Consider the following 21,088-nt stretch of genomic DNA (forward strand, 5'->3'; position numbering starts at 1 on the left):
GGGCGAGGGTGGGACGATCGTTTTCTAGGTGGTGGTGAAGGGGAGGTCGGCTGTGGGCAGGGACGAGGCGGTGGCCGAGTTCGGCCGGTACCTGCGGTTCGAGCGTGATGTTTCCCCGCACACCGTCCGGGCCTACCTGGGTGATGTCAACTCCCTGCTCGATCACTTGAACGGGCCGATTGAGGACTTGGACGTCGGGGTGCTCAGGAGGTGGCTGGCCGATCAGCATGGGGTAGGGAAGGCGCGGGCCACACTGGCGCGAAGGGCGGCCTGCGCTCGTACGTTCACTGCCTACTGCCATCGTCGGGGCTGGTTGCCGACCGACCCCGGGCTGCTGCTCGGAAGCGCCAAGGCGCCTCGCTCCCTGCCTTCCGTACTCGATCAGGAGCAGGCTGAGGCCGTCCTGGCCGAGCCTGCGACGGCGGAACCCAAGGAACTGCGGGATCAGGCCCTCCTCGAGATGTTGTACGCGACCGGCGTGCGCGTGAGTGAGTTGTGTGCGCTCGATGTCGACGACGTGGACCGGGACCGGCACGTCATCAGGGTGTTGGGCAAAGGTCGCAAGGAGCGGTCGGTGCCGTTCGGATTGCCCGCTCTACGGGCGTTGGACAGGTGGTGCATTTACGGTCGGCCGCTGTGGGTCCGGGAGGGGTCGGGGCCCGCGCTCTTCCTCGGGGTGCGTGGTGGTCGCATCGACGCGGGGACCGTTCGGCGGGTGGTGCACGCGCGGTTGGCGCAGGTCGAAGGCGCGCAGGACATGGGGCCGCATGGTTTGCGGCACACCGCGGCGACCCACCTATTGGAGGGCGGCGCTGATCTGCGCAGTGTTCAAGAGTTGCTCGGGCATGCGTCCTTGAACAGCACGCAGATCTACACACACGTCTCGATCGAGCGCCTGCGGGCCGCGTACAGGCAAGCTCATCCCCGGGCATGAGGCCCTTTCCCATCCGTTGGTGTCGTTGCATGCGGGTTCATCTGGCGTGGCGGCGGCTGTGGCGGCCTTTGCGGTGTTGGCCCCTTCTCGGGCCGTGATCACGTGCTGGGGCACTGCGTTGCCGGCGGCGGCGTCGGTGTAGGGCGGCGATCAGGAAGGTCGTCCCTAGTAGCGCGCTGCCTAGGGCGATGGCGGGTAGCGGGCCGGCCGAGGTTGAACTGCTCAGGGGGTAGGCGTTCAGAGGGCTGGGTGGTGTGGCGGTAGCTGGTGATCGGCGTGGTGGCGTGAAGGCGACGGGTTTGGTTGATGTGGTCGGTGTTCTTGGTTCGGACCATGCTGCGTGCCGGGGTGTAGTCGCCGTTGGGAGGCGAGGGGGCCAGAAAGGGAGGAGGCGGATGGGGGCGCGGCCCAGCAGGATCAGGGGGTTCAGGTAGCGGGATTCGCGGAGGAGGCCCCAGTGGAGGCACGACTCGGGGCAGTGGCCTCCTGAGGGTTCGATCACGCCGAGTTCGGTTCCTGGGGTGACGGATTGGCCCCGTTTCACCGAAGCTGCGACCGGGAGGTACGTCGTGCGCAGGCCGCCTTCGTGGTCGATGGTGACCACGCCTTTTCCCGCCACGGGGCCGGCGAAGCGAACTGTGCCTCCGCCTGCTGCCAGGACCGGGGTGGCGGTGGGGGCGGCCAGGTCTATGCCGCGGTGTCCGGCGAGCCAAGGCTCGGGGGGTGGGGAGAACCGGCGGAGGATGCGGGGGTTTCCGTCCAAGGGCCAGCGCCAGGTGGGAGGTGAGGCTCTTGCTGGGGGAGCGGTGAGGGTGAGGACCGCGGTGGCGAGGACGATGGCCAGCAAGGCGGCGGTGGCGGCCCGGGGCTTCGGTGCGGCGGCGGCTCGGGACTTCATGGCGGGAGTCTGATCGAGATGGTGAAGGCCGCGTTGGGGCGAACGTCATTCTGTTGATGAGGCGGGCCAAGGTTCGACGGCCTGTGGATATTCGCCAGGGGCGCGGTGCCGGTCGGTGGTGGATTGTGCGCCGCCATGCCGCATGTCGCCGGTCTGGGACGTTGGCGCCCGGGCGCAGGTAGTGCTGAGCGATGCGGCGAGTTCGGTGTTGCGACGCGCCATGGCATCCGTCGTTATGGGTGCGTCGTCAGTGCAGGTTTTCGGCGGTCCGGTACGAAGGCGGTCCGGTACGAAGGCGGTCCGGTACGAAGGCGGTCCGGTACGAAGGCGGTCCGGTACGAAGGCGGTCCGGTACGAAGGCGGTCCGGTACGCAGTTGTGCGCGGCGAGCGCTGCGCGGAGCGATGCCGGATTCGGGCTCTGTGGTATTGCGGGTACGTAGTGGCGGGTGTCCTTGAGGGGGCTTGGGGTCGTGTTGGGGTGGGTGCGGCGGCCGCTGTGGGGCTTCGCGGTTGTCTGACGGCCTTGCAGATGAAAGTGCGTCACGCCAGATGGAAGCGGACATGGCAGTGGGCCATCGGGGTTGGCAGTAGGAGCGTGTACGTCTGGACCTGCCCGAGGCCGCGCTGCTGCTGGCCGGTGAAGGCCTACGCCTTGGCAGACGATCACAGGCGTCCGGTCATCCTTCCAGTGACAACAGATCGTGATTGAGGTATAGCTGGGCGAATCGCCCCTCGGCGTCTGGCGTTGATGCTTGAACCACACAGCCCAACCAGTCGTTCGCCTCTTGGGCTGATCGGTTGGCGGTATCGAATGGATCCCTGACAGTTTGGCGTGGATCTTGAGAGTCTGCGTAGGGCGGGCGACCATCCTCATAGAAACGGCAAGGAAACAACCGCTGCTCTACTACTGATCCGCATGACGCACCGAACTTCACTGACGGCACTGGCCCTGGCGCTGGCGGGGTTGGCGGCGCATCCTTCCGCGGCGGGCGCCACAGCTACCGTCGCCGCGAGCGCGAGCGCCACCGCGAACCCCAGCTCGAGCTCCGGCGTGTCTTCCGTGCAGTGGAAATCCTGCCCGGCCTACTCCGATGAGGTGATCCGAAGCCTGGGCGTGGCGGAGGACAAGGTTGCGGCGTTCCGCTCCTTGATGAAACGCCTGGAGTGCGGCACGGTCAGCGTCCCGCTGAACCATCGCGACCCCAGCGGGCGGAAGATCGACATCGCGGTGACCCGGCTGGCCGCCACGGACGAGGCCCACCGGCTCGGCGCCGTTGCAGTCCTGCCGGGCGGGCCGGGCAACAGCGGATACCTGGACCCGGTCCTGCGGGCCGCGCTCAGGAACGAGGAGATGGCGGGGCTCAACGAGCGATACGACATCATCGGCTTCGACCCGCGCGGGGTCGGGAACAGCGCCAAGGTCGCCTGCACCTTCTCGCCAGCAGGCCCGCAGGAGCCCGGCACGCTGACCAAGGAGGCGGCCAGGAAGATATACGACGCCCAGGTCGCCGCCAACCAGAAGTGCGGACGCTCTGACCCCGCCTTCCTCGGACAGCTCACCACCGAGAACGTGGCCAAGGACCTGGACCTGGTACGGACCGCGCTGGGTGAGAGCAAACTCAACCTGCTCGGCTTCTCCTGGGGCACATATCTGGGCATGGTGTACCGCAGCCTGTTCCCCGGGCACACCAGACAGGCCTTCTTGGACAGCGTGGCGCCGCCGTGGACCCGTATTGACGAGCACGCCAAGGACAGCGCGGAGGCGGCCGAGCGCAACTTCGGGCGCATGGCCGCCTGGCTGGCCCGACGCGACGGGACCTACGGTCTCGGTGCCACCGCACGGACGGTGCGCGAGGAGGTGGCGAAGCTGGTCCGCGCGTACGACGAGAGCCCCAAGACCTACACCGACCTGCAGCGGCCCATCGACGGCTCGGCCGTCGCCGACCTGGCCAGGCGCAACTCGACCGAGTGGGTGCGCGCGGGCAAGGCGCTGGCCGAACTGCGGACGGCGACGGGCACCACCGCCCCGCCCGCCGTCAAGGAGCTGCTCGGCGCACCGATGATGGGGACGCCCATGCCCGGCGCGCCCGAAACACTGAACAGGACCATGAACTTGGCCGTCGCGTGCAACGAGGACAACAGCCGGGCCGGTTTCGACACCGCCTGGCGTGACTACCAGCAGCTCGTGAAGCGCCATCCGGCGACCGGCCGGTCCTGGGGACTGCCTGTCATGTGTCCCGGCTGGCCGCTGCCGGTGCAGCAGGCCACGTTGAAGCGGAGCAGCGGGTCACTGGTGCTGGCGGGGCACCTGCACGAGTTCATGTCCGTCTACGACTGGACGCTGCAGACACGGCGCGCCATCGGCGGCACCGTCTACACGGTCGCCGACGACGTGCACGTGTCGACCACCCGGGTGCCCAAGTGCGCCGCCGACGTGGTGCGGTACTTCGAGACGGGCCAGATCGGCAAAGGTTGCGAGGGCAGCGCAATCCCGAGCTGACCACCGGTTACCGGCCCGGCGACCTGCCACAGGTCGCCGGGCCCGATGCCCTGGCGGCGTCGTCGGGCCCGCGGCTCGCCCGCCCGGGACCACGGCGAGCACCCGGTTCATCCAGGGGGCCACCTAGCTCTCGCGCGCCCGTGGAGGTTCCGGCCGGTTCAAGCAGAGGCTCGTCACCACCTTGCCGAGCCACTACATCGCGCTGTTCTCCCGGTTCATCCCGTGCGGGGTGTGGGGGCGGTCTACATCATCGGGGGCTGCTGCAGCAGGAGAGGGAGGCGGCGCCCAAGGAGATCCACGCCGACACCCGCTGTCGTCGACCGCCACCTGCCGCAGATCAGCCCGACAGGCCAAATGAGCGCGGCGATGCCGCATCCCGCAACCATCCAGACCTTTCCCGAACCGCGCTCGGATTGGCACTGTCACTTCGAATGGCGTTCGGCCAAGCTGATTAGACATCGCTCTAAATGACGGTGCCCTGTTCAGCGATACGCGTCGCTGTCAGGTTCGGCGTCGTGAGACAGCGGTCGTCATTCGTTTGGTGGCGGTGCAGTTGTTGTGGCTTGGGGTTTTGAGGGCTATGCCACGTGTCCCGCCTCGTGGGCTGCGGCCAGAGTGCCGGAGAGCAGGCGCGCGTGGTTGAAGGTGGTGACGGGCATGACGACGGCGAGCCGGCCGGGTGTAGCGGTGGCCTTTTGGGCCTGCGGTTGTGCGGGGTATGCGGCGGATGGTTCGCCTGTGAGGCTTCGGGTCGTGTTCGGTGCCGGTGTGGGGTTGGGGTCGGAGGGGTGTGGCGGCGTGCCGGTGTCGGGCATGCGGTGTGGTTACGTGGCGGAGGCATCCGCGGGGTGGATGAAGTCAGGTCTAGAGATGGCGTTTCTGGGCCATGAAGGTGCTCAGAGATAGATCGGGTCCTGGGGGTGTCGGAGTAGGAGGATGGCGGTGGTGGGGTCGTAGTGGGGAGGTCCAGATCCAGATGGTGCTCAGGGCCATGCCGGCGGCGCAGAGGAGGATGACTGGGCGCAGACCGAGGAAGTCGGCTGCTACGCCCCCGGCCAGGCCGCCCAGGGCCAGGACGCCTTGGACCGCGAATGTCGTGGTGGCGTTCACCCGGCCGCGGAGCTCCGGCGACGTCTCGCGCAGCATGATCGCGCCCATGCATGTGGCGAAGGCCACCACTATGCCGCCAGTGATCGTTCCGGTGACAGTCAGCAGGGAGAGCTTCCACCAGAGAGGGCCGGTCAGCAGGCCGACCGCCAGGATCTCTATCGGGAAGAAGACGACCGCCACGAGCAGGATGCGGTTCTCGCCGTAGCGCTTCGAAAGGCGGGCCGTGATCCACGCGCCCAGGAGGCCGCCCACGCCGCTGAGGGCGACAAGGGCGCCGATCAAGCCCTTGGGGATGGCCAGGGTGTTCACCATGTAGAGCATGTAGACGGCTGTGTACGCCATCGCGAAGAAGTTGATCGTGACGCCCGCGGCCAGCAGGGCACGGAGCACCGGATGGGTGAGGACGGCTCGCAGGCCCGCCGTGACATCGCGCCACATGCCTCGGGAAGATGCGGGCTCGTTCCGCTCCGAGGTGCCGATGCAGCGCAGCAGCAGCGCCGAGGTCAGGAACGACAGTGCCTCTGCCAGGACGGCCAGTGGCGCGGTGAGGACCTGGACCAGGAGGCCGGCCAGGCCGGGGCCGCCGACCGAGGCGACGGAGTAGGAGGCGTGGAAGCCGGCCATCGCCTCCGTGTGCTGGGCGGGCGGGACCACGGATGCCAGGTGCGGGAAGTTCGCTGCTTTGAAGAGCACCCCGGCCGCGCCGATCACTAACGCCACGGCGATCAGCCAGGTGACGTTCAGGAGGCCGAAGAGCCAGGCCAGGGGGACCGTGGCGGCCGCCGCGCAGGAGACGAGCTCGCAAGCGATCATGAGTGGGCGGTGCCGCGTGAGCCGGTCGGCAATGGCGCCCGACTGGAGGCCGAGCAGGAGAGCGGGCATCGAGGCGGCCGCCGTCAGCAGTCCCATCTGGGTCGGGGAGGCGGTCAGCAGGGTCACCGCGGTCAGGGGGATGGCCAGCTTGGAGACCTCGGAGCCGGTGATCGAGATCGTACGGGCCGTCCACAGGAGACGGTAGTCGCGTTGCCTGAGGAGGGGCGGCGGCTCGGAGGACGGCGAGTTATGAAGGGATGGCTTCATAGTTTGTGAAAGTAATCCTTCATAGTTCTGAAGGCAATACTTCATATCTCGCCCCGGTACCTTAGGCGCATGACTCGGGACAGTGACGCGCTCAGTGATCCCAAGGCGATGCGGGCGCTGGCTCACCCGGCACGGCTGATGATCCTGAACAGGCTCGGCGTCGAGGGCAGCGCCACCGCAACCGAAGTGGCGGAAATCGCGGGCATCACACCCAGTGCGGCCAGTTATCACCTGCGGATGCTGGCCAAGTACGGCTTCGTCGAGGACGCGCCGCCCCGGGGCGACGGCAGGGAGCGATTGTGGCGGCCGGTCGATCGGCCGATCCGCGTCGGACTGCTGCCTGGTGACCAGCCCGACGTGCGGGACGCCAAGGTGTCGTTGATGCTGGCCTTCCGGCGCGAAGCAAACGAGGAGGCCGCGCGGGCGCTGGCCGGCATCGATCAGGAGTCGCCTGAGTGGCGCGACGCGACTTCCTTCGACCGTAGGCGGATCAGGGTCGATGCTGAGGAGATGCTGCGACTCAACGAGGCGATCCAGCAGCTCATCGAGCCGTACTCTCTTCGCAGTCGTGAGGAGAAGGATGCGCCGAGCGGGGCCAGGATCGCCGAGGTGCAGGTCAATCTGTTCCCGGTCGCGAAGAGGCCGGTTCCCGGGCTGCCCACTGAGGATCATGACGCGCGCTGATCGCCGGCGATGGTCGTCGTGCGGGTGTGGTGTTCGGGTGCGTGGATGTGACGGTGGTGGGCTAGGCGGCGGATTTCGGTTTGGTGAGGCAAGGCGTACGGTGCCGTGTCGGCCGGGGGCTGGGACGCGGGTTCCGCTCTGGGTGGTGCGGCGCGAGTCGCTGTGTGTCGGGACGGCCCGGCCGTTCTGGTGCCGTGGCGAGTCGCCGTGCGCGGCGGGCGTTCTGGTTGAGATGGTGCGAGGCGGTCGTCCTGGTGGCGCGGGTTGCCGTGAGAGTGCTGGGGGCGGTGTGGGCGGCGGGTCTGGGGCGCTTTAGGAGTGGTGGCCCTGATGTTGAGAATGTGGACATCAGGGGGAGAAGGTCCGTTTGACCTCAGACGGTCAGGCTGGGGCGGTGTGGGAGGTAGACTTTTCGGTGGCCTGTGACCACAGGCCGACTTCGCATGTCCCACTGCGGACCGCGCCATCGGTCCGGGCTCAATGGCCCGGCTGGAGCGGGTTCGGGGCATCAGGGCGGCAGACATGCGCTGCCGCGGCACAACCGAGAACCGCGCCCATCCGCAGGGCGCCCAGACCTGGAGGACCAGCAGATGGCCCCCGTCGTCACTATGCGACAGCTGCTCGAGAGCGGCGTTCACTTCGGTCACCAGACCCGACGCTGGAACCCGAAGATGAAGCGCTTCATCTTCACCGAGCGCAACGGCATCTACATCATCGACCTGCAGAAGTCGCTCTCCTACATCGACCGTGCCTATGACTTCGTGAAGGAGACGGTCGCCCACGGCGGCACGATCCTGTTCATCGGCACCAAGAAGCAGGCTCAGGAGGCCATTTCCGAGCAGGCGGCCCGAGTCGGCATGCCCTACGTCAACCAGCGCTGGCTGGGCGGCATGCTCACCAACTTCTCCACCGTGCACAAGAGGCTGCAGCGTCTGAAGGAGCTCGAGGAGCTCGACTTCGACAACGTCGCGGGCTCGGGGCTCACCAAGAAGGAGCTCCTCATGCGCCGTCGCGAGAAGGACAAGCTCGAGCGCACGCTCGGCGGCATCCGTGACATGGGCCGCGTGCCCAGCGCGGTGTGGATCGTCGACACCAAGAAGGAGCACATCGCGATCAGCGAGGCCAAGAAGCTTGGCATCCCTGTGGTCGCGATCCTCGACACCAACTGCGACCCCGACGAGGTCGACTACCCGATCCCGGGCAACGACGACGCCATCCGCGCCGTCGGCCTGCTCACCAGGGTCGTCGCCGACGGTGTCGCCGCCGGTCTGATGGCCCGCTCCGGCGCCGCCCGCGGCGACGAGAAGCCGGCCGCCGCCGAGCCGCTGGCCGAGTGGGAGCGCGAGCTCATCGAGCAGGGCACGGGCGAGCGTCCGGCTGAGGAGGCCGCGGCCGAGCCCGCCGCCGAGGAGGCCGCTCCGGCGGAGGCCGCTCCGGCAGAGACCGCTGCGGCCGAAGCTGCTCCGGAGGAGGCTGTTGCGGAGGAGGCTGCTCCGGCAGAGGCCGCCACCGAGGGCGAGACCGAGCAGCAGGCCTGATCCGGCCGACGACGGCAAGGGCCGCGAGCTGCCGGCCTGACCTGACGGTGAGAACCAAGGGTCACGGCGGCGGTCGCGGTCGTTGCCTCGGGCTCGGATAAAGGCAAGCACGGCACGGTACGGCAAGCTGACATCTGAATAACGGCGAATCACCGATCGGCTGAGCGGTACGCAAGGCATATGTCCGAACTGGGCAAACGGCTGAGCTATGACCGGCGAGCCGGCCGCCGTGGCGCCATGGTGAGGCGGTAAGCCAGACCAGGGGGCGGCAGGCGGTTGCCGGTCGGAGCGAGGCACCGAGCGGACGACGGCTGGGGGAAGCCCCGGGCGGGTGGCCGCAAGGTCCAGGCCGCGGCGCGCCGGAGGCCATGGCCGACGGTTGTGCGGTGGTGGCCCGAGTTCAGGTGGTAGGTCGCGGCGAGGCTGGGCAGTATGCCAGCGGAGCAGCGGCGAAGCCGACACGGGCCCGAGCAAGCAAGGCAAGGCCCTCGTACGGCGCGCCTGCCGTGCGAACCAAGGGTGGGCGACCGGATATCCGGGGCGCCCACCCGATCCACGACGACGAATCCCACGACGACGAAATCCCACAAGGAATAAGAGCAATGGCTTCCGTGAACATGGCCGACGTCAAGCGGCTTCGCGAGATCACCGCTGCCGGCATGATGGACTGCAAGAAGGCGCTTGAGGAGGCCGAGGGCGACTTCGACCGCGCCATCGAGCTGCTGCGCCTCAAGGGCGCCAAGGACGTGGGCAAGCGTGAGGCCCGCACCGCCTCCAACGGCCTGGTCGCGCTCAAGCAGGACGGCGACTCCGCAGCGGCCCTCCTCGAGCTCAACTGCGAGACCGACTTCGTGGCCAAGGGCGAGCGCTTCCAGGAGCTGGCCGGCCAGGTCGTCGCGCACATCCTGGAGACCAAGCCCGCCGACGTGGCCGCGCTGCTGGAGTCCTCCTTCGACGGCAAGACCGTCAAGGAGCACCTGGACCTGGCCAACGCCGCGCTCGGTGAGAAGATCGAGATCCGCCGCTTCGCGGTGCTCGAGGGCGGCTACATCGGTGCTTACATGCACAAGACCGACCCCGCGCTGCCGCCCGCGGTCGGTGTGCTGGTCCAGCTGGACAAGCCGAACGCCGACGTCGCCAAGGACATCGCGCAGCACGCGGCCGCCATGGCCCCGCAGTACCTCAAGGCCGAGTCCGTTCCGGCCGAGGTCGTCGACAAGGAGCGCAAGCTCTTCGAGGAGATGACCCGCGAGGAGGGCAAGCCCGAGGCCGCGATCGGCAAGATCGTCGAGGGCCGGGTCAACGGCTGGTACAAGGACTTCACGCTGCTCCAGCAGGCGTTCGTCAAGGACAACAAGAAGAGCGTCGGCAAGTACGCCGAGGAGAACGGCGTCGAGGTCCTCGGCTTTGTCCGCTTCAAGGTCGGTCAGGCTTAGGCTTTAGGCTAGCCGCCGGCTCAACGGCTCAGCCAAAGCCACCAGCCCCACCGATCCACCGAATGAAGGAGGCCGCCGCCGTGCAGGACCACCGGGAGTCAGCCCACGAATCCACACGGGCGGCGGCTTCCTCGTCTCCGATCCCGCCCAACCACCTGAGGTGGAAGCGGGTGATGTTGAAGCTGTCAGGCGAGGCGTTCGCCGGCAGCGAGCCGCTCGGCATCGACCCGGGCGTCGTCGATCACCTGGCCGATTCGATCGCCGAGGCGGTACGTGAGGGCGTGCAGGTCGCCGTCGTGGTCGGCGGCGGCAACATGTTCCGCGGCGCCACGCTGTCGCAGGGTGGCATCGACCGGGCCAGGGCCGACTACATGGGCATGCTCGGCACGGTCATCAACTGCCTGGCCCTGCAGGACTTCCTGGAGCGCCGGGGCGTCGAGACACGTGTGCAGACCGCGATCACCATGCAGCAGGTGGCCGAGCCGTTCCTGCCGCGCCGCGCCATCAGGCACCTCGAGAAGGGGCGCGTGGTCATCTTCGGCGCCGGGCTCGGCTCGCCCTTCTTCTCCACCGACACCGCGGCGTCCCAGCGGGCTCTGGAGATCGGCGCCGAGGCCCTGCTCAAGGGCACGCAGGTGGACGGCATCTACGACTCCGATCCACGGAAGAATCCTGATGCGGTCAGGTTTGACCATCTCGACTACGGCGAGGTGCTGCTGCGCGACCTCGCGGTCATGGACGCCACCGCGATCAGCCTGTGCAAGGACAACGATCTGCCGATCGTGGTCTTCGACCTGATGGGCGAGGGCAACATCCTGCGAGCCGTGCGCGGTGAGAAAATCGGCACGCTGGTGAGTCCCGCAGGGAAATGACGGAGCGAGCCCGACACCGGCAGCTAGAAGACGACAGGGAGCCGCTGTGATCGACGAAACCCTCCTCGAAGCCGAGGAAAAGATGGACAAGGCCGTTTCGGTCGCGAAGGAGGACTTCGCGAGCATCCGGACGGGCCGCGTCACGCCATCGATGTTCAACAAGATCAGTGCCGAGTATTACGGCACGCCGACGCCGATCCAGCAGCTGGCGTCGTTCCACGTGCCCGAGGCTCGCATGGTGCTGATCCAGCCCTATGACAAGAGCTCGATGGGCGCGATCGAGAAGGCCATCCGCGACTCCGACCTCGGTGTCAACCCGACGGACGACGGCCAGGTGATCCGCGTGACGTTCCCGGAGCTGTCCGAGGAGCGCCGCAAGGAATACATCAAAGTCGCCAGGAACAAGGGCGAGCACGCCAAGGTCTCCATCCGCAACATCCGCCGTTCGGCCAAGGAAATCCTTGACAAGATGATCAAGGACGGCGACGCGGGCGAGGATGAGGTCAGGCGGGCCGAGAAGGAGCTCGACGACATCACCCAGAAGCACGTCGCCAAGATCGACGAGCTGCTCAAGCACAAGGAAGCCGAGCTGCTCGAGGTCTGAGCGGCACTCCGCACTTGGCGGTCTGGCACCTACGGCCCTCGCCCGAGTCGGCGAGGGCCGTGGCTCATGGAGAACTCTGTGGAAGAACGTACGGCTGGCACCAGCCCGAGCGGCGGCGGCCGTACCGGACGGAACCTGCCTGCCGCGATCGCCGTCGGCGTGGTCCTGGGCGCGCTGGTCATCGGCTCCCTCTACACGATCAAGGAGTTGTTCCTCCTGGTGGTCGTGGGCGCCGTCGGCGTCGGTGTGGTGGAGCTGACCAGGGCGTTCGCCACCCGGGACATCAAGGTGCCGGCCGTGCCCGTGCTGGGCGGCCTGGCGGCGATGCAGGCGGCGGGATACTGGGGCGGGCCGGTCTGGTTGCTCGCCACGTTCGCGATATTCGCGTTCGTGTTGCTGATCTGGCGGATGTTCAGCGCCGGTACGGAAGGGTACGTGCGCGACGCGACGGCGTCGGTGTTCACGCTCTTCTATCCCGCCATGCTCGCGGCGTTCGTACCCCTGTTGCTGCGGGCGGACGACGGCGACCACCGTGTGGTGATCTTCATCGCGGTGACCGTGGCCAGCGACATCGGCGGGTACGTCGCGGGCGTGTTGTTCGGCCGACACCGGATGACCGCCATCAGCCCGAAGAAGACCTGGGAGGGCTTCGCCGGGTCGTTCATCGCGTGCACGGCGGTGGGGGCCTGGCTGGTGACGTGGCTGCTCGGCGGGGAGCTCTGGCAGGGGGCGCTGATCGGCGCGCTGGCCGCGCTGCTGGCGACCGTGGGCGACCTCGTCGAGTCGATGATCAAGCGGGATCTCGGCATCAAGGACTTGGGGACGATCCTGCCCGGCCACGGCGGCCTGATGGACCGGCTCGACTCGCTGGTGACGACGCTGGTGCCGGTCTGGTTGCTGATGACGCTGTTCTTCTAGCGGTGCTGTGCCTCGAGCGTCTCTCTGGTGACGGGGGTCAGCCAGAGCCACCGTACGGCCTCGCCTCCGAAGGCGAATCCTGACATGTTGGGCATGTGGGGGACGTCGGCCCGCATCAGCACACCCGAGTACTGCGGTCCCAGCGGGAACGTCGAAGGCTCGTGATACCACTTCGCGGTGTGCCCGTGGCCGAGCCAGGTGACCGAGTGCCACGGATACTGTGACAACCACACCAGCAGGAGCGCCGCGTCCCGGGGGTCGTCACGGGTGGCCACGGCCAGCTCGATCCTGGCGTACGCGCCGGGCTTGTCGATCCACTGCTCGACCGTCGGCATCCGCTGGCAGCTCATCCCCACGGTGGACAACACGGTGAAGTCGCGCTTGCCGTGCGGCGGCCGTTCGGTGATCCCTACGGTCGGCAACCGCTCGCCGCTGGCGTCCCAATACCTGGCCGCCGGTCCCAGCGCCCGATCCAGATGCCCCATCACGAACTGCTGGAACGACGGCCACGACCCCTCACTGTGCCGCCAGCGCCAGTAGGACGTGGCGTTGGAGATCCGGGGCTCCAGCCCTTCCAGGGCCTCTGACAGCGCCCACGCGAACGGCGACTCGCCTACCGCGTCCCGCGCGTACCCGGGCATGCCTCTGCTCATGTCCGCCCAGCCGGGGATGACCGCCAGCAGGTCGTCGTCCTCGTACAGGGCGACCCCGTCGCCCTCCTCGAACCACAGCGCCGTGAGCTGCCCGAGCGGCCGGCGGCCGTCCGGGTGCAGCGTGTTGTGCCGGGGCATCACCGGCGGCAGGCCGGCGTTGATCCTGGCCAGGTCCACGACGGCGGGGGCGGGACGGTGGTTGGCCAGCCAGACGGCGCCGTGGACCGTTCCGTCGGGCGAGCACAGGTAAGCTACCGAGGAGTCCTCGTCCCGCTCGACCACGAGCGTCCGGCTGCCGTACGGGTTACCCGCGGCGAGAACGACCTCGGTGCCACCCTCGCCTGATGCCGACCGAAAAATCGCCATACGTGAGCACTGTAGATCCGGCGGAGACCATGTTGCGAGCGGTAGCGTTACCAGGAATTCCACCTCCGATCCGAGCGTTCATTACCCTGGCCGGAAATCCTTGAAGCAAAGGCAGTAACGTGTCCCAGCCCCCAGGTCAGCTCACCTTCGTCGCGCCGCGCCGGGCCAAGCCCGCTCGGCACCTGGCCGACCTGTCAATGGCCGATCGGCGGGCCGCGGTGACCGAGCTGGGCGAGAAGGCCTTCCGCGCCGACCAGCTCTCGCGTCACTACTTCGAGCGCCTCACCACCGACGTCGGCGCGATGACCGACCTGCCCGCGGCCTCCCGCGAGAAGTTGGCGGCGCTCCTGCCGAGCCTGCTGACCTCGGTCAGGGAGATGACCACCGACGGCGGCACCACGCGTAAGACGTTGTGGCGGCTGTTCGACGGCGCGCTGGTCGAGTCGGTGCTCATGCGTTACCCCGACCGCGTCACGATGTGTGTGTCGTCGCAGGCCGGGTGTGGCATGAACTGCCCGTTCTGCGCCACCGGTCAGGCGGGCCTGACCCGCAACATGTCGACCGCCGAGATCGTCGAGCAGGTCGTGGCGGGTGCGCGGGCGCTGGCGGCCGGCGAGGTGCCGGGCGGGCCCGGGCGGGTGAACAACGTCGTGTTCATGGGCATGGGCGAGCCGCTGGCCAACTACAAGCAGGTGATCGGCGCGGTCCGCCGCCTGGTCGAGCCGGTGCCGCACGGGCTGGGCATCTCGGCCCGCGGCGTCACGGTCTCCACGGTCGGCCTGGTGCCGGCCATCGGCAAGCTGGCCGACGAGGGGCTGCCGGTCACGCTGGCCCTGTCGCTGCACGCGCCCGACGACGAGCTGCGTGACACGCTGGTGCCGATCAACACGCGCTGGAAGGTGTCGGAGGTGCTCGACGCCGCGTGGGCGTACGCGGCGAAGACCAAGCGGCGGGTCTCGATCGAGTACGCGCTGATCAAGGACATCAACGACCAGGAGTGGCGGGCCGATCTGCTGGGCAAGCTCGTCAAGAACAAACTGGTGCACGTCAACCTGATCCCGCTCAACCCGACGCCCGGGTCCAAGTGGACGGCGTCGCGGCCCGAGGACGAGCGGGCGTTCGTCCGGCGGCTGGAGTTCCACGGCGTGCCGGTCACCGTCCGCGACACGCGCGGGCGGGAGATCGACGGCGCCTGCGGCCAGCTCGCCGCGGCCGAATAGGCGACCGACTCGGCGGGGGGCCGTCTGACCAGCTCGCCGCCGCTTAGGTCACCCTCTGAGACGCCGCCGGACGTAGAACGCGAGGGCGATCAGGCACCAGGCGAGCGAGACGGCGGCCAGCTCGGGGAAGCGGGTGAGCAACTCGCCGTCGTTCGCGGCCCGCATCCAGCGCACGGCCGGGACCGTGAGCCAGTACAGCGGCGAGGCGCTCAGCAGCAGCATCAGCAGGAACCCGAGCACCAGACCCATGATCGACAGGGCCGGGGAGGGCAGGACGGCGCGGCTGGTCAGCGCGCCGAGCGCGGTTCCCGTCAAGGCCGCCAGGGCGTGCAGGGCGAGGGCGGCGGTCAGCAGGCCGGGCTCCGGGGCGGCGCTCACGCCGAGCAGGAGCGCCGCGGCCAGGGCGATCCCGGCGAAGGCGGCACACGTCGCGAACGCCGCCACGAGCCCCGCCACCAGCTCCCTGCCACGGCCGCCCACCGTGACCGCGGACATCTCGCGTTGACGGTCGGGCTCGGTGTCGAGGAGGCTCCTCGCGGCCCAGGCGAGGATCGGGATGATCAGTACGGCGCCGTCGGTGAGCACGCTCGCCTCCTCGCCGCGTGGCGCCCGGCTGCCGTTCAGGATCGCCAGCATGGCCAGGGTGAGCAGGAGGGCCTGGTAGACGCGGTGGGAGCGGATGTAGGCGGCCACGCGGAACGTGGCCAAGGAGATGATCATCCGGTTTCCTCGATCTCGCGGGCCTGGTAGCCCTCGTCGCGCATCCTGGTGAGGAAGCGGGCGACGTCGGCGGCGGGCAGTGTGACCGCCACGGTCGCCACCGGCGCGCCGCTCTTCTCGACTGGAGCGGTGACGGTCTCCGGGGCGGTGACGGCTTCCGCAACGGTGGCGGTGCTCTCCTGGAGAACGGTGGTGGTGCTCTCCTTGAGGTGGCCGTCGACGACCGTCCAATGACGCAGGCCCGGTAAGGCACGCAGGCCGCCCTGGTGGTCGCTGGCGATGACGATGCCGCCGCGTGCCGCGACGTCGGCGGCGATCGAGGGCAGTGACTCGCGGGTGTCGGTGTCGAGCCCGGCGAACGGCTCATCCATGATCAGCAGCCCGGGTTCCGCCATCAAGGCCTGGACCAGGCCGACCTTGTGGGCGCTGCCCTTCGACAGTTCGCCCAGGGGCACGGCCAGGAGGTGATCCATGGTGAGCCGCTCGGCCCACGGCTCCCAGCGGGCGCCGCCGCGTACCCGGGACATGTGACGCAAGTAGGCCGTGACCGTGAACGGCTGGTCGGCGGGGAAGCGGTCGGGTGCGAACCCGACGACGTCCGGACGGCCGGTGATCGTGCCCTTCGTCGGCGCGGCGAGCCCGGCCAGGAGCCGGAGCAGGGTCGACTTGCCCGCCCCGTTGACCCCGGCCAGCTCGATCACGTCACCGGGCGCGAGGTGGGCGTCGGCATGCTGGATGACGAAACGCTCACGTCTTCGGTAGCGGAAGGAGACCTGGGACAGTCGCATGGTGGCTGTAACGGTATATGTCGGGTCGCGTGCGTGGGATAAAGAGCCCCACAATGGAGGGGCCCCAGCACGATTCAAAAGGAGTGTGAGCTTGAACCGCTTTCCGCGCGTCATGGGTATGCGTTCAGGCTATGACCCTGAGGAGGTCGACGCCCTGATCGGGCGGATCGAAGCGACCTTGGGCAGGGGCCCGCACGCCTTGGAGCCCGTCACCGCCGACGAGGTGCGCACGGCCACCTTCCGCGCCAAGCGCGGCGGCTACCACGAGACCGCTGTGGACTTCGCCCTGGAAGCGTTCGTGGTGGCGCTGGAGACCCAGGCCAAACGGCCCGTACGGCTGGCCCTGGCCGAGCCCACCGGCGATCTGTTACGCGAGGAGTGGTTCGAGAGCCAGGCGGCGCGCGTCGAGCGGGTGGCCTTCCGCCCGGGCCGGATGGGCGGCGGCTACAACGAGGACGAGGTCGACGCCTTCCTCGACCGCATCGTGGCCACGTTACGCGGCACCACCGACTTCCCCGTGACGGCGAAGGAGGTGCGGGAGGCGACGTTCTCCACCGTGCTGTTCAGGTCCGGCTACTTGATCGCCGATGTGGACTCGTTCCTCTCGAGCATCGCGGACGTGCTGGAGCAGCGCCGCCCCTAGGGGCGCCGGCCGTCCTGGACGGCCGTGAGCAGGCCGTGCAGGTCGGGCAGGACCGTCTGGATGATCGTCTCGTCCGGGGCGCGCTCGCCGAGCCGGTTGATCCACACGCGGCGGATGCCCAGCCGGTGCGCGGGAACCATGTCGTGGAAGTAGCTCTGCGCCACATGCACCCAGGCCGACGGCTCGTGGGACCGCCTGAAGACGTCGAAGTGCGCGGTGGACGGCTTGTAGTCGCGGGCGTCCTCCGCCGTCACCACCGCGTCGAACGGCACATGCAGCCGCCGCAGCGTCTCGGCGATGAGGTCGCGGTCGCAGTTGGTGAGCAGCGCCAGATTCCAGCCGGCCGCGCGCAGCGCCGACAACTCGGCGCCGACCTCGGGGAACACCGGCCAGTACGGCAGCGTCGCGGCCAGCACACCGGCGTCGTCCTCGTTCAGCTCCACCTTCTCGTCCTGGCACGCCCTGCGGAGGGCCTCGGCCAGGACGTGGCGGTAGCGGAGCGTCGGCGACTCGGCCTGCACGGCGTGCTCGTGCCGGTTGTAGGCCTCCAGCAGGCGCGCGCCCTGGCCGGGTGCGATCAGGTCGGCGCTGGTGAGCAGACCGTGCCGCCAGTCGACAAGAGTGCCAAAGCAGTCAAACGTTACCCATCGCATAGGTCACATAATGCTGCCCATGACACTCTCTGTACGACCCATCGAGCCCCATGATCTCGACATGGTGTCCCAGGTGCTGAGAGACAGCTGGGGCGGCACCACGGTGGTGGCACTGGGCCGCGGCGAGCTGATCGACGCGGCGGCCCAGCCCGGGTTCATCGCGGAGATCGGCGATCAGGTAGCCGGGGTGATCACCTATGCCGAACACGACGGCTCCGTGGAGATTGTCACCATCGACGCCGTCGTGCCCGGCAAGGGGGTCGGGAAGGCGCTGCTCGACGCGGTACGGGCCGTCGCGGTGGAGCGGGGCATGATCCGGCTGTCGTTGATCACCACCAACGACAACACGCATGCCCTGCGGTTCTACCAGCGCTACGGCTTCGACCTCGTGGCCCTGCACCGCAACGGCGTCGACCGGGCGAGGGCACTCAAGCCAGGCATCCCGGCGGAGGCGGACGGCATCCCGATCAAGCACGAGCTGGAGCTCGAGCTCATCCTCTGACGGGCGCTCCCGGTTGATCAGGGGGCGGGGCGAGGTGCGGGTGCTGGAAACGCTTGTTCGCCTCGTACGCCTCCCGCATGGCGTTCGGCGTGCCCACCTGCGCCACGGGCACGTCCCACCACGCCTCGGAGGACGGGGCGTCGGCGGCCATGCGGTCGGTGCGGACGTAGATCACCGTGGTCTCCGTCGCTGAGCGGGCCGTGTCGAGCGCCTTGCGCAGGTCGGCGACCGATTCCGCACGCAACACGGACGCGCCGAGGCTTGCGGCGTTCGCGGCCAGGTCGACCGGCAGCGGCCCGCCGTCGAACCTGCCTGCGCCGCGGTAGGCGTAGGAGGTGCCGAGCCGCTGCGCGCCGACGCTCTCCGACAGGTGGCCGATCGAGGCGAAGCCGGAGTTGTCCACCAGGACCACCACCAGCTTGATGCCCTCGGAGATCGCCGTGACGAGTTCCTGGGCCATCATCAGGTAGGAGCCGTCGCCCACCAGCACGAACACCTCGCGCTCCGGGGCCGCCATCTTGACGCCCAGCCCACCCGCGATCTCGTAGCCCATGCAGGAGTAGCCGTACTCGACGTGGTAATTGCCCGGGCCGCTCGGCCGCCAGAGTTTGTGCAGGTCGCCGGGCATCGAACCGGCCGCGCACACCACCACGCCGTCATCGGCCGCGGCCGTGTTGACCGCGCCGATCACCGCGGACTGCGGCAGCGGGGAGCCCTCCAGCGAGTACGCCGCGTCCACGGCCGCGTCCCACGCCCGGGTCAGCTCGGCGGCCCGTTCGCGGTAGTCGTCCGGGGTGCCGCGCCAGCCCGCGAACGCCTCCGCCAGCTCCGCCAGCCCTTCGCGGGCGTCGGCCACCAGTTGCAGGCCCGAGAGCTTGGCGGCGTCGAAGCCGGTGATGTTGACGTTGAGGAACCGCGCGTCGGGGGCGAAGATCGTCCGGGAGGCGGTGGTGAAGTCGCTGTAGCGGGTGCCGACGCCGATGATCAGGTCGGCCTCGCGGGCCAGCGCGTTGGCCGCGGTCGTGCCGGTGGCGCCGATCGCGCCCACCGCGAGCGGGTGCCCGTACGGGAGCGCGCCCTTGCCTGCCTGCGTCTCGGCCACCGGGATGCCGTACGTCTCGGCGAAGCGCCGTAGCTGCTCGGTGGCGTCGCTGTAGATCGTGCCGCCGCCCGCGACGATCAGGGGGCGCGAGGCGGACGTGACGAGCTGAGCCGCTCGCAACACGGTGGCGCGCTCGGGGCGGGGCCTGGGGATGTGCCAGATGCGGTCGGCGAACAGCTCGTCCGGCCAGTCGTGCGCCTCCGCCTGCACGTCCTGCGGCAGCGCGAGGGTCACCGCGCCGGTCTCGGCCGGGTCGGTGAGCACCCGCATGGCCGCCAGCAGCGCGGAGGGCAACTGCTCGGGGCGGTTGATCCGGTCCCAGTAGCGGGAGACCGGCTTGAAGCAGTCGTTGACGGAGATGTCGTACGAGCGCTGGTCCTCAAGCTCCTGGAGCACCGGGCCGGCGACGCGGGTGGAGAAGATGTCACCGGGCAGCAGGAGCACCGGAAGCCGGTTGATGGTGGCGCCCGCCGCACCGGTGATCATGTTGGTGGCGCCGGGGCCGATCGATGTCGTGCACGCCAAGGTCGCCAGGCGGTTGCTGGCCCGGGCGTAGGCGGCGGCCGTGTGGACCATGGCCTGCTCGTTGCGGCTCAGGTGGTACGGCAGGTTCTCGGTCGAGGTGGCCAGCGCCTGGCCCAGACCGGCGACGTTGCCGTGGCCGAAGATGCCCGTGCAGCCGCCGAAGAACCTGCGTTGCACGCCGTCGCGTTCGCTCCACTGGTGGGCCAGGAAGCGTACGACGGCTTGTGCCACGGTCAACCGGGTCGTCATGAGGTCCTCCCGAACGGCAGTCTGGGGTCGATGAGCCGGCCCTCCCAGGACGAGCGGATCCAGGCGTGGCGAGGGTCGTCGCAGAACGCCATCGAACGTTGCTCCGCCGGGCCGGCCAGGACGTTCAGGTAGTAGAGGTCGTAGCCGGGGGCGGCCATGGAGGGACCGTGGTAGCCGTAGGGGACCAGGACGACGTCGCCCGAGGAGACCTCGGCGAGGGTGTCGATGTGGCCGCGCTCGGAGGAATAGACGCGCTGATAGCCGATGCCCTGGTCGGCGACCTCGAAGTAGTAGATCTCCTCCAGCACCGCCTCGCCCGGGTTGGGGGTGTCGTGCTTGTGCGGCGGGTACGAGGACCAGTTGCCGGACGGGGTGAGGACCTCCACGGCCATGAGCTTGTGGCAGTCGAAGACGTCGGGGGCGCAGAAGTTGTTCACCTGGCGGCTGGCCTGGCCGGCGCCGCGGATCTCGACGGGGACCTCGGTGGCGGCCACGTAGCGGGGTCGCAGTGCGCGGGTGGCGCGGGCCGAGGGCAGCGCGATGCGGCCGGCGCCCTGCAAGGTCACCTGCGAATGGATCGGGACGTAGACGAGGTCTGACGGGCCGTCGAAGACGGATGCGCGGCCGGCCAGCCGGAACGTCTCGGAGTCCGGCGTACCGGGGGTGGGAGATGGTGGGGACGGGGTGATGATGAGCGTGCAGGAGCCCGCCAGGGGCAGGACCAGCATTTCTTCCTCGCCCGTGTCGAACGACACCGGCGCGTCCGTCAAGTCCGCGATCCGCAGGCCCGAGTAGGTCCACCCGGCCGAGGCCGGGGTGATCTCCACCGACCAGGGGCCGTTGGCGGTCGTGCCGTACGGAAGGTAGGTCATGCGCGGGCCTCTCGCACCAGTGCCGCGGCACCGTCCGCCGTGGTCGCCACGTCGTCGTCCGGAGGGTAGAGCAGGGCGCGGCCCACCACGAGGGCCCCCAGCAGGAGCAGGTCCTCCAGGACGTCGGGCGCGGCCAGGATGCCGTCCACGCCGGGTCTGGACAGGGCCGTCTGGAGCCGGTCGAGCAGGTCGGTGCGGCTGGTCATGGGCAGGGTGAGGT

Annotated in this window: 19 protein-coding genes and 1 pseudogene; 11 read left to right on the top strand and 9 right to left on the bottom strand. The window is 69.0% G+C overall.

All coding sequences use genetic code 11. The annotated features are described in order from the left end of the window. Nucleotides 1-52 precede the first annotated feature (52 nt). Entirely contained in the window at nucleotides 53-934 is an 882-nt protein-coding gene (locus EDD27_RS00085; protein ID WP_241563774.1) for a tyrosine recombinase XerC, read from the top strand. Between the two features lie 37 nt (nucleotides 935-971). Here the strand turns inward: EDD27_RS00085 and EDD27_RS58505 are convergent, their stop codons facing one another. Then, nucleotides 972-1,781 carry a M23 family metallopeptidase gene (locus EDD27_RS58505; RefSeq protein ID WP_421917239.1) on the bottom strand — a complete coding sequence of 270 codons (810 nt, stop codon included), beginning with the start codon at nucleotides 1,779-1,781 and terminating at the stop codon, nucleotides 972-974. Nucleotides 1,782-2,749: 968 nt separating this feature from the next. Between EDD27_RS58505 and EDD27_RS00095 the strand changes: the two genes are divergently transcribed. Beyond that, complete coding sequence (locus tag EDD27_RS00095; protein WP_127930483.1) at nucleotides 2,750-4,333, top strand: alpha/beta fold hydrolase; 1,584 nt, start codon at nucleotides 2,750-2,752, stop codon at nucleotides 4,331-4,333. 864 nt (nucleotides 4,334-5,197) lie between these two features. Here EDD27_RS00095 and EDD27_RS00100 read toward each other — a convergent pair. Next, nucleotides 5,198-6,523, bottom strand: coding sequence for an MFS transporter (locus EDD27_RS00100; RefSeq protein ID WP_127930484.1), 1,326 nt, complete (start codon nucleotides 6,521-6,523; stop codon nucleotides 5,198-5,200). 69 nt (nucleotides 6,524-6,592) lie between these two features. On the opposite strand from EDD27_RS00100, the gene EDD27_RS00105 reads away from it, so the two are divergent. From EDD27_RS00105 to EDD27_RS00130, 6 genes are all read left to right on the top strand, one after another. Further along, on the top strand, nucleotides 6,593-7,207 hold the full coding sequence (locus EDD27_RS00105; RefSeq protein ID WP_127930485.1) for an ArsR/SmtB family transcription factor: 615 nt from the start codon (nucleotides 6,593-6,595) through the stop codon (nucleotides 7,205-7,207). Nucleotides 7,208-7,797: 590 nt separating this feature from the next. Next, nucleotides 7,798-8,745 carry a 30S ribosomal protein S2 gene (rpsB, locus tag EDD27_RS00110; protein ID WP_127930486.1) on the top strand — a complete coding sequence of 316 codons (948 nt, stop codon included), beginning with the start codon at nucleotides 7,798-7,800 and terminating at the stop codon, nucleotides 8,743-8,745. 602 nt (nucleotides 8,746-9,347) lie between these two features. Continuing rightward, on the top strand, nucleotides 9,348-10,181 hold the full coding sequence (tsf, locus tag EDD27_RS00115; RefSeq protein ID WP_127930487.1) for a translation elongation factor Ts: 834 nt from the start codon (nucleotides 9,348-9,350) through the stop codon (nucleotides 10,179-10,181). A gap of 173 nt (nucleotides 10,182-10,354) precedes the next feature. Next, nucleotides 10,355-11,053, top strand: coding sequence for a UMP kinase (gene pyrH / locus EDD27_RS00120; protein WP_241563775.1), 699 nt, complete (start codon nucleotides 10,355-10,357; stop codon nucleotides 11,051-11,053). 46 nt (nucleotides 11,054-11,099) lie between these two features. Then, complete coding sequence (gene frr, locus EDD27_RS00125) at nucleotides 11,100-11,657, top strand: ribosome recycling factor (RefSeq protein WP_127930488.1); 558 nt, start codon at nucleotides 11,100-11,102, stop codon at nucleotides 11,655-11,657. A 78-nt stretch (nucleotides 11,658-11,735) separates the two neighbouring features. Next, nucleotides 11,736-12,575, top strand: coding sequence for a phosphatidate cytidylyltransferase (locus EDD27_RS00130; RefSeq protein WP_241563776.1), 840 nt, complete (start codon nucleotides 11,736-11,738; stop codon nucleotides 12,573-12,575). Here the strand turns inward: EDD27_RS00130 and EDD27_RS00135 are convergent. After that, on the bottom strand, nucleotides 12,572-13,594 hold the full coding sequence (locus EDD27_RS00135) for a suppressor of fused domain protein (protein WP_127930490.1): 1,023 nt from the start codon (nucleotides 13,592-13,594) through the stop codon (nucleotides 12,572-12,574). The two genes, EDD27_RS00130 and EDD27_RS00135, sit on opposite strands and share 4 nt — an antisense overlap. Before the next feature lie 119 nt (nucleotides 13,595-13,713). Between EDD27_RS00135 and rlmN the strand changes: the two genes are divergently transcribed. After that, entirely contained in the window at nucleotides 13,714-14,814 is a 1,101-nt protein-coding gene (gene rlmN / locus EDD27_RS00140; protein WP_127930491.1) for a dual-specificity RNA methyltransferase RlmN, read from the top strand. A gap of 48 nt (nucleotides 14,815-14,862) precedes the next feature. Here rlmN and EDD27_RS00145 read toward each other — a convergent pair whose 3' ends face one another. Both EDD27_RS00145 and EDD27_RS00150 read right to left on the bottom strand, forming a co-directional pair. Then, nucleotides 14,863-15,534 carry a hypothetical protein gene (locus EDD27_RS00145; protein WP_127930492.1) on the bottom strand — a complete coding sequence of 224 codons (672 nt, stop codon included), beginning with the start codon at nucleotides 15,532-15,534 and terminating at the stop codon, nucleotides 14,863-14,865. After that, nucleotides 15,531-16,322, bottom strand: a complete 792-nt coding sequence (locus EDD27_RS00150; protein WP_127930493.1) for an ABC transporter ATP-binding protein — start codon at nucleotides 16,320-16,322, stop codon at nucleotides 15,531-15,533. Before EDD27_RS00150 ends, EDD27_RS00145 begins: the two co-directional genes overlap by 4 nt. On the opposite strand from EDD27_RS00150, the gene EDD27_RS00155 reads away from it, so the two are divergent. After that, the gene (locus EDD27_RS00155; protein WP_127930494.1) at nucleotides 16,321-16,965 is read left to right on the top strand and encodes a DivIVA domain-containing protein; all 645 of its coding nucleotides are present in this window, start codon (nucleotides 16,321-16,323) and stop codon (nucleotides 16,963-16,965) included. The genes EDD27_RS00150 and EDD27_RS00155 overlap by 2 nt on opposite strands. Here EDD27_RS00155 and EDD27_RS00160 read toward each other — a convergent pair. After that, the gene (locus EDD27_RS00160; protein WP_127930495.1) at nucleotides 16,962-17,618 is read right to left on the bottom strand and encodes an HAD family hydrolase; all 657 of its coding nucleotides are present in this window, start codon (nucleotides 17,616-17,618) and stop codon (nucleotides 16,962-16,964) included. The genes EDD27_RS00155 and EDD27_RS00160 overlap by 4 nt on opposite strands. A gap of 19 nt (nucleotides 17,619-17,637) precedes the next feature. Here EDD27_RS00160 and EDD27_RS00165 point away from each other — a divergent pair, with 19 nt between their 5' ends. Beyond that, nucleotides 17,638-18,120, top strand: coding sequence for a GNAT family N-acetyltransferase (locus EDD27_RS00165; RefSeq protein WP_164903397.1), 483 nt, complete (start codon nucleotides 17,638-17,640; stop codon nucleotides 18,118-18,120). On the opposite strand, the gene iolD is transcribed toward EDD27_RS00165, so the two are convergent. From iolD to EDD27_RS00180, 3 genes and pseudogenes are all read right to left on the bottom strand, one after another. Then, the gene (iolD, locus tag EDD27_RS00170) at nucleotides 18,110-19,996 is read right to left on the bottom strand and encodes a 3D-(3,5/4)-trihydroxycyclohexane-1,2-dione acylhydrolase (decyclizing) (RefSeq protein WP_127930497.1); all 1,887 of its coding nucleotides are present in this window, start codon (nucleotides 19,994-19,996) and stop codon (nucleotides 18,110-18,112) included. The genes EDD27_RS00165 and iolD overlap by 11 nt on opposite strands. After that, nucleotides 19,993-20,868 (bottom strand): 5-deoxy-glucuronate isomerase, encoded by an 876-nt coding sequence (gene iolB, locus EDD27_RS00175; RefSeq protein WP_127930498.1) that lies wholly within the window; start codon nucleotides 20,866-20,868, stop codon nucleotides 19,993-19,995. The genes iolD and iolB overlap by 4 nt, the downstream gene beginning before the upstream one ends. A gap of 89 nt (nucleotides 20,869-20,957) precedes the next feature. Beyond that, nucleotides 20,958-21,080 (bottom strand): annotated as a pseudogene (locus EDD27_RS00180) (Cgl0159 family (beta/alpha)8-fold protein); the annotation flags it as partial. Nucleotides 21,081-21,088: the final 8 nt, after the last annotated feature.

The organism is Nonomuraea polychroma, from assembly GCF_004011505.1.
Classification (GTDB): Bacteria; Actinomycetota; Actinomycetes; order Streptosporangiales; family Streptosporangiaceae; genus Nonomuraea; species Nonomuraea polychroma.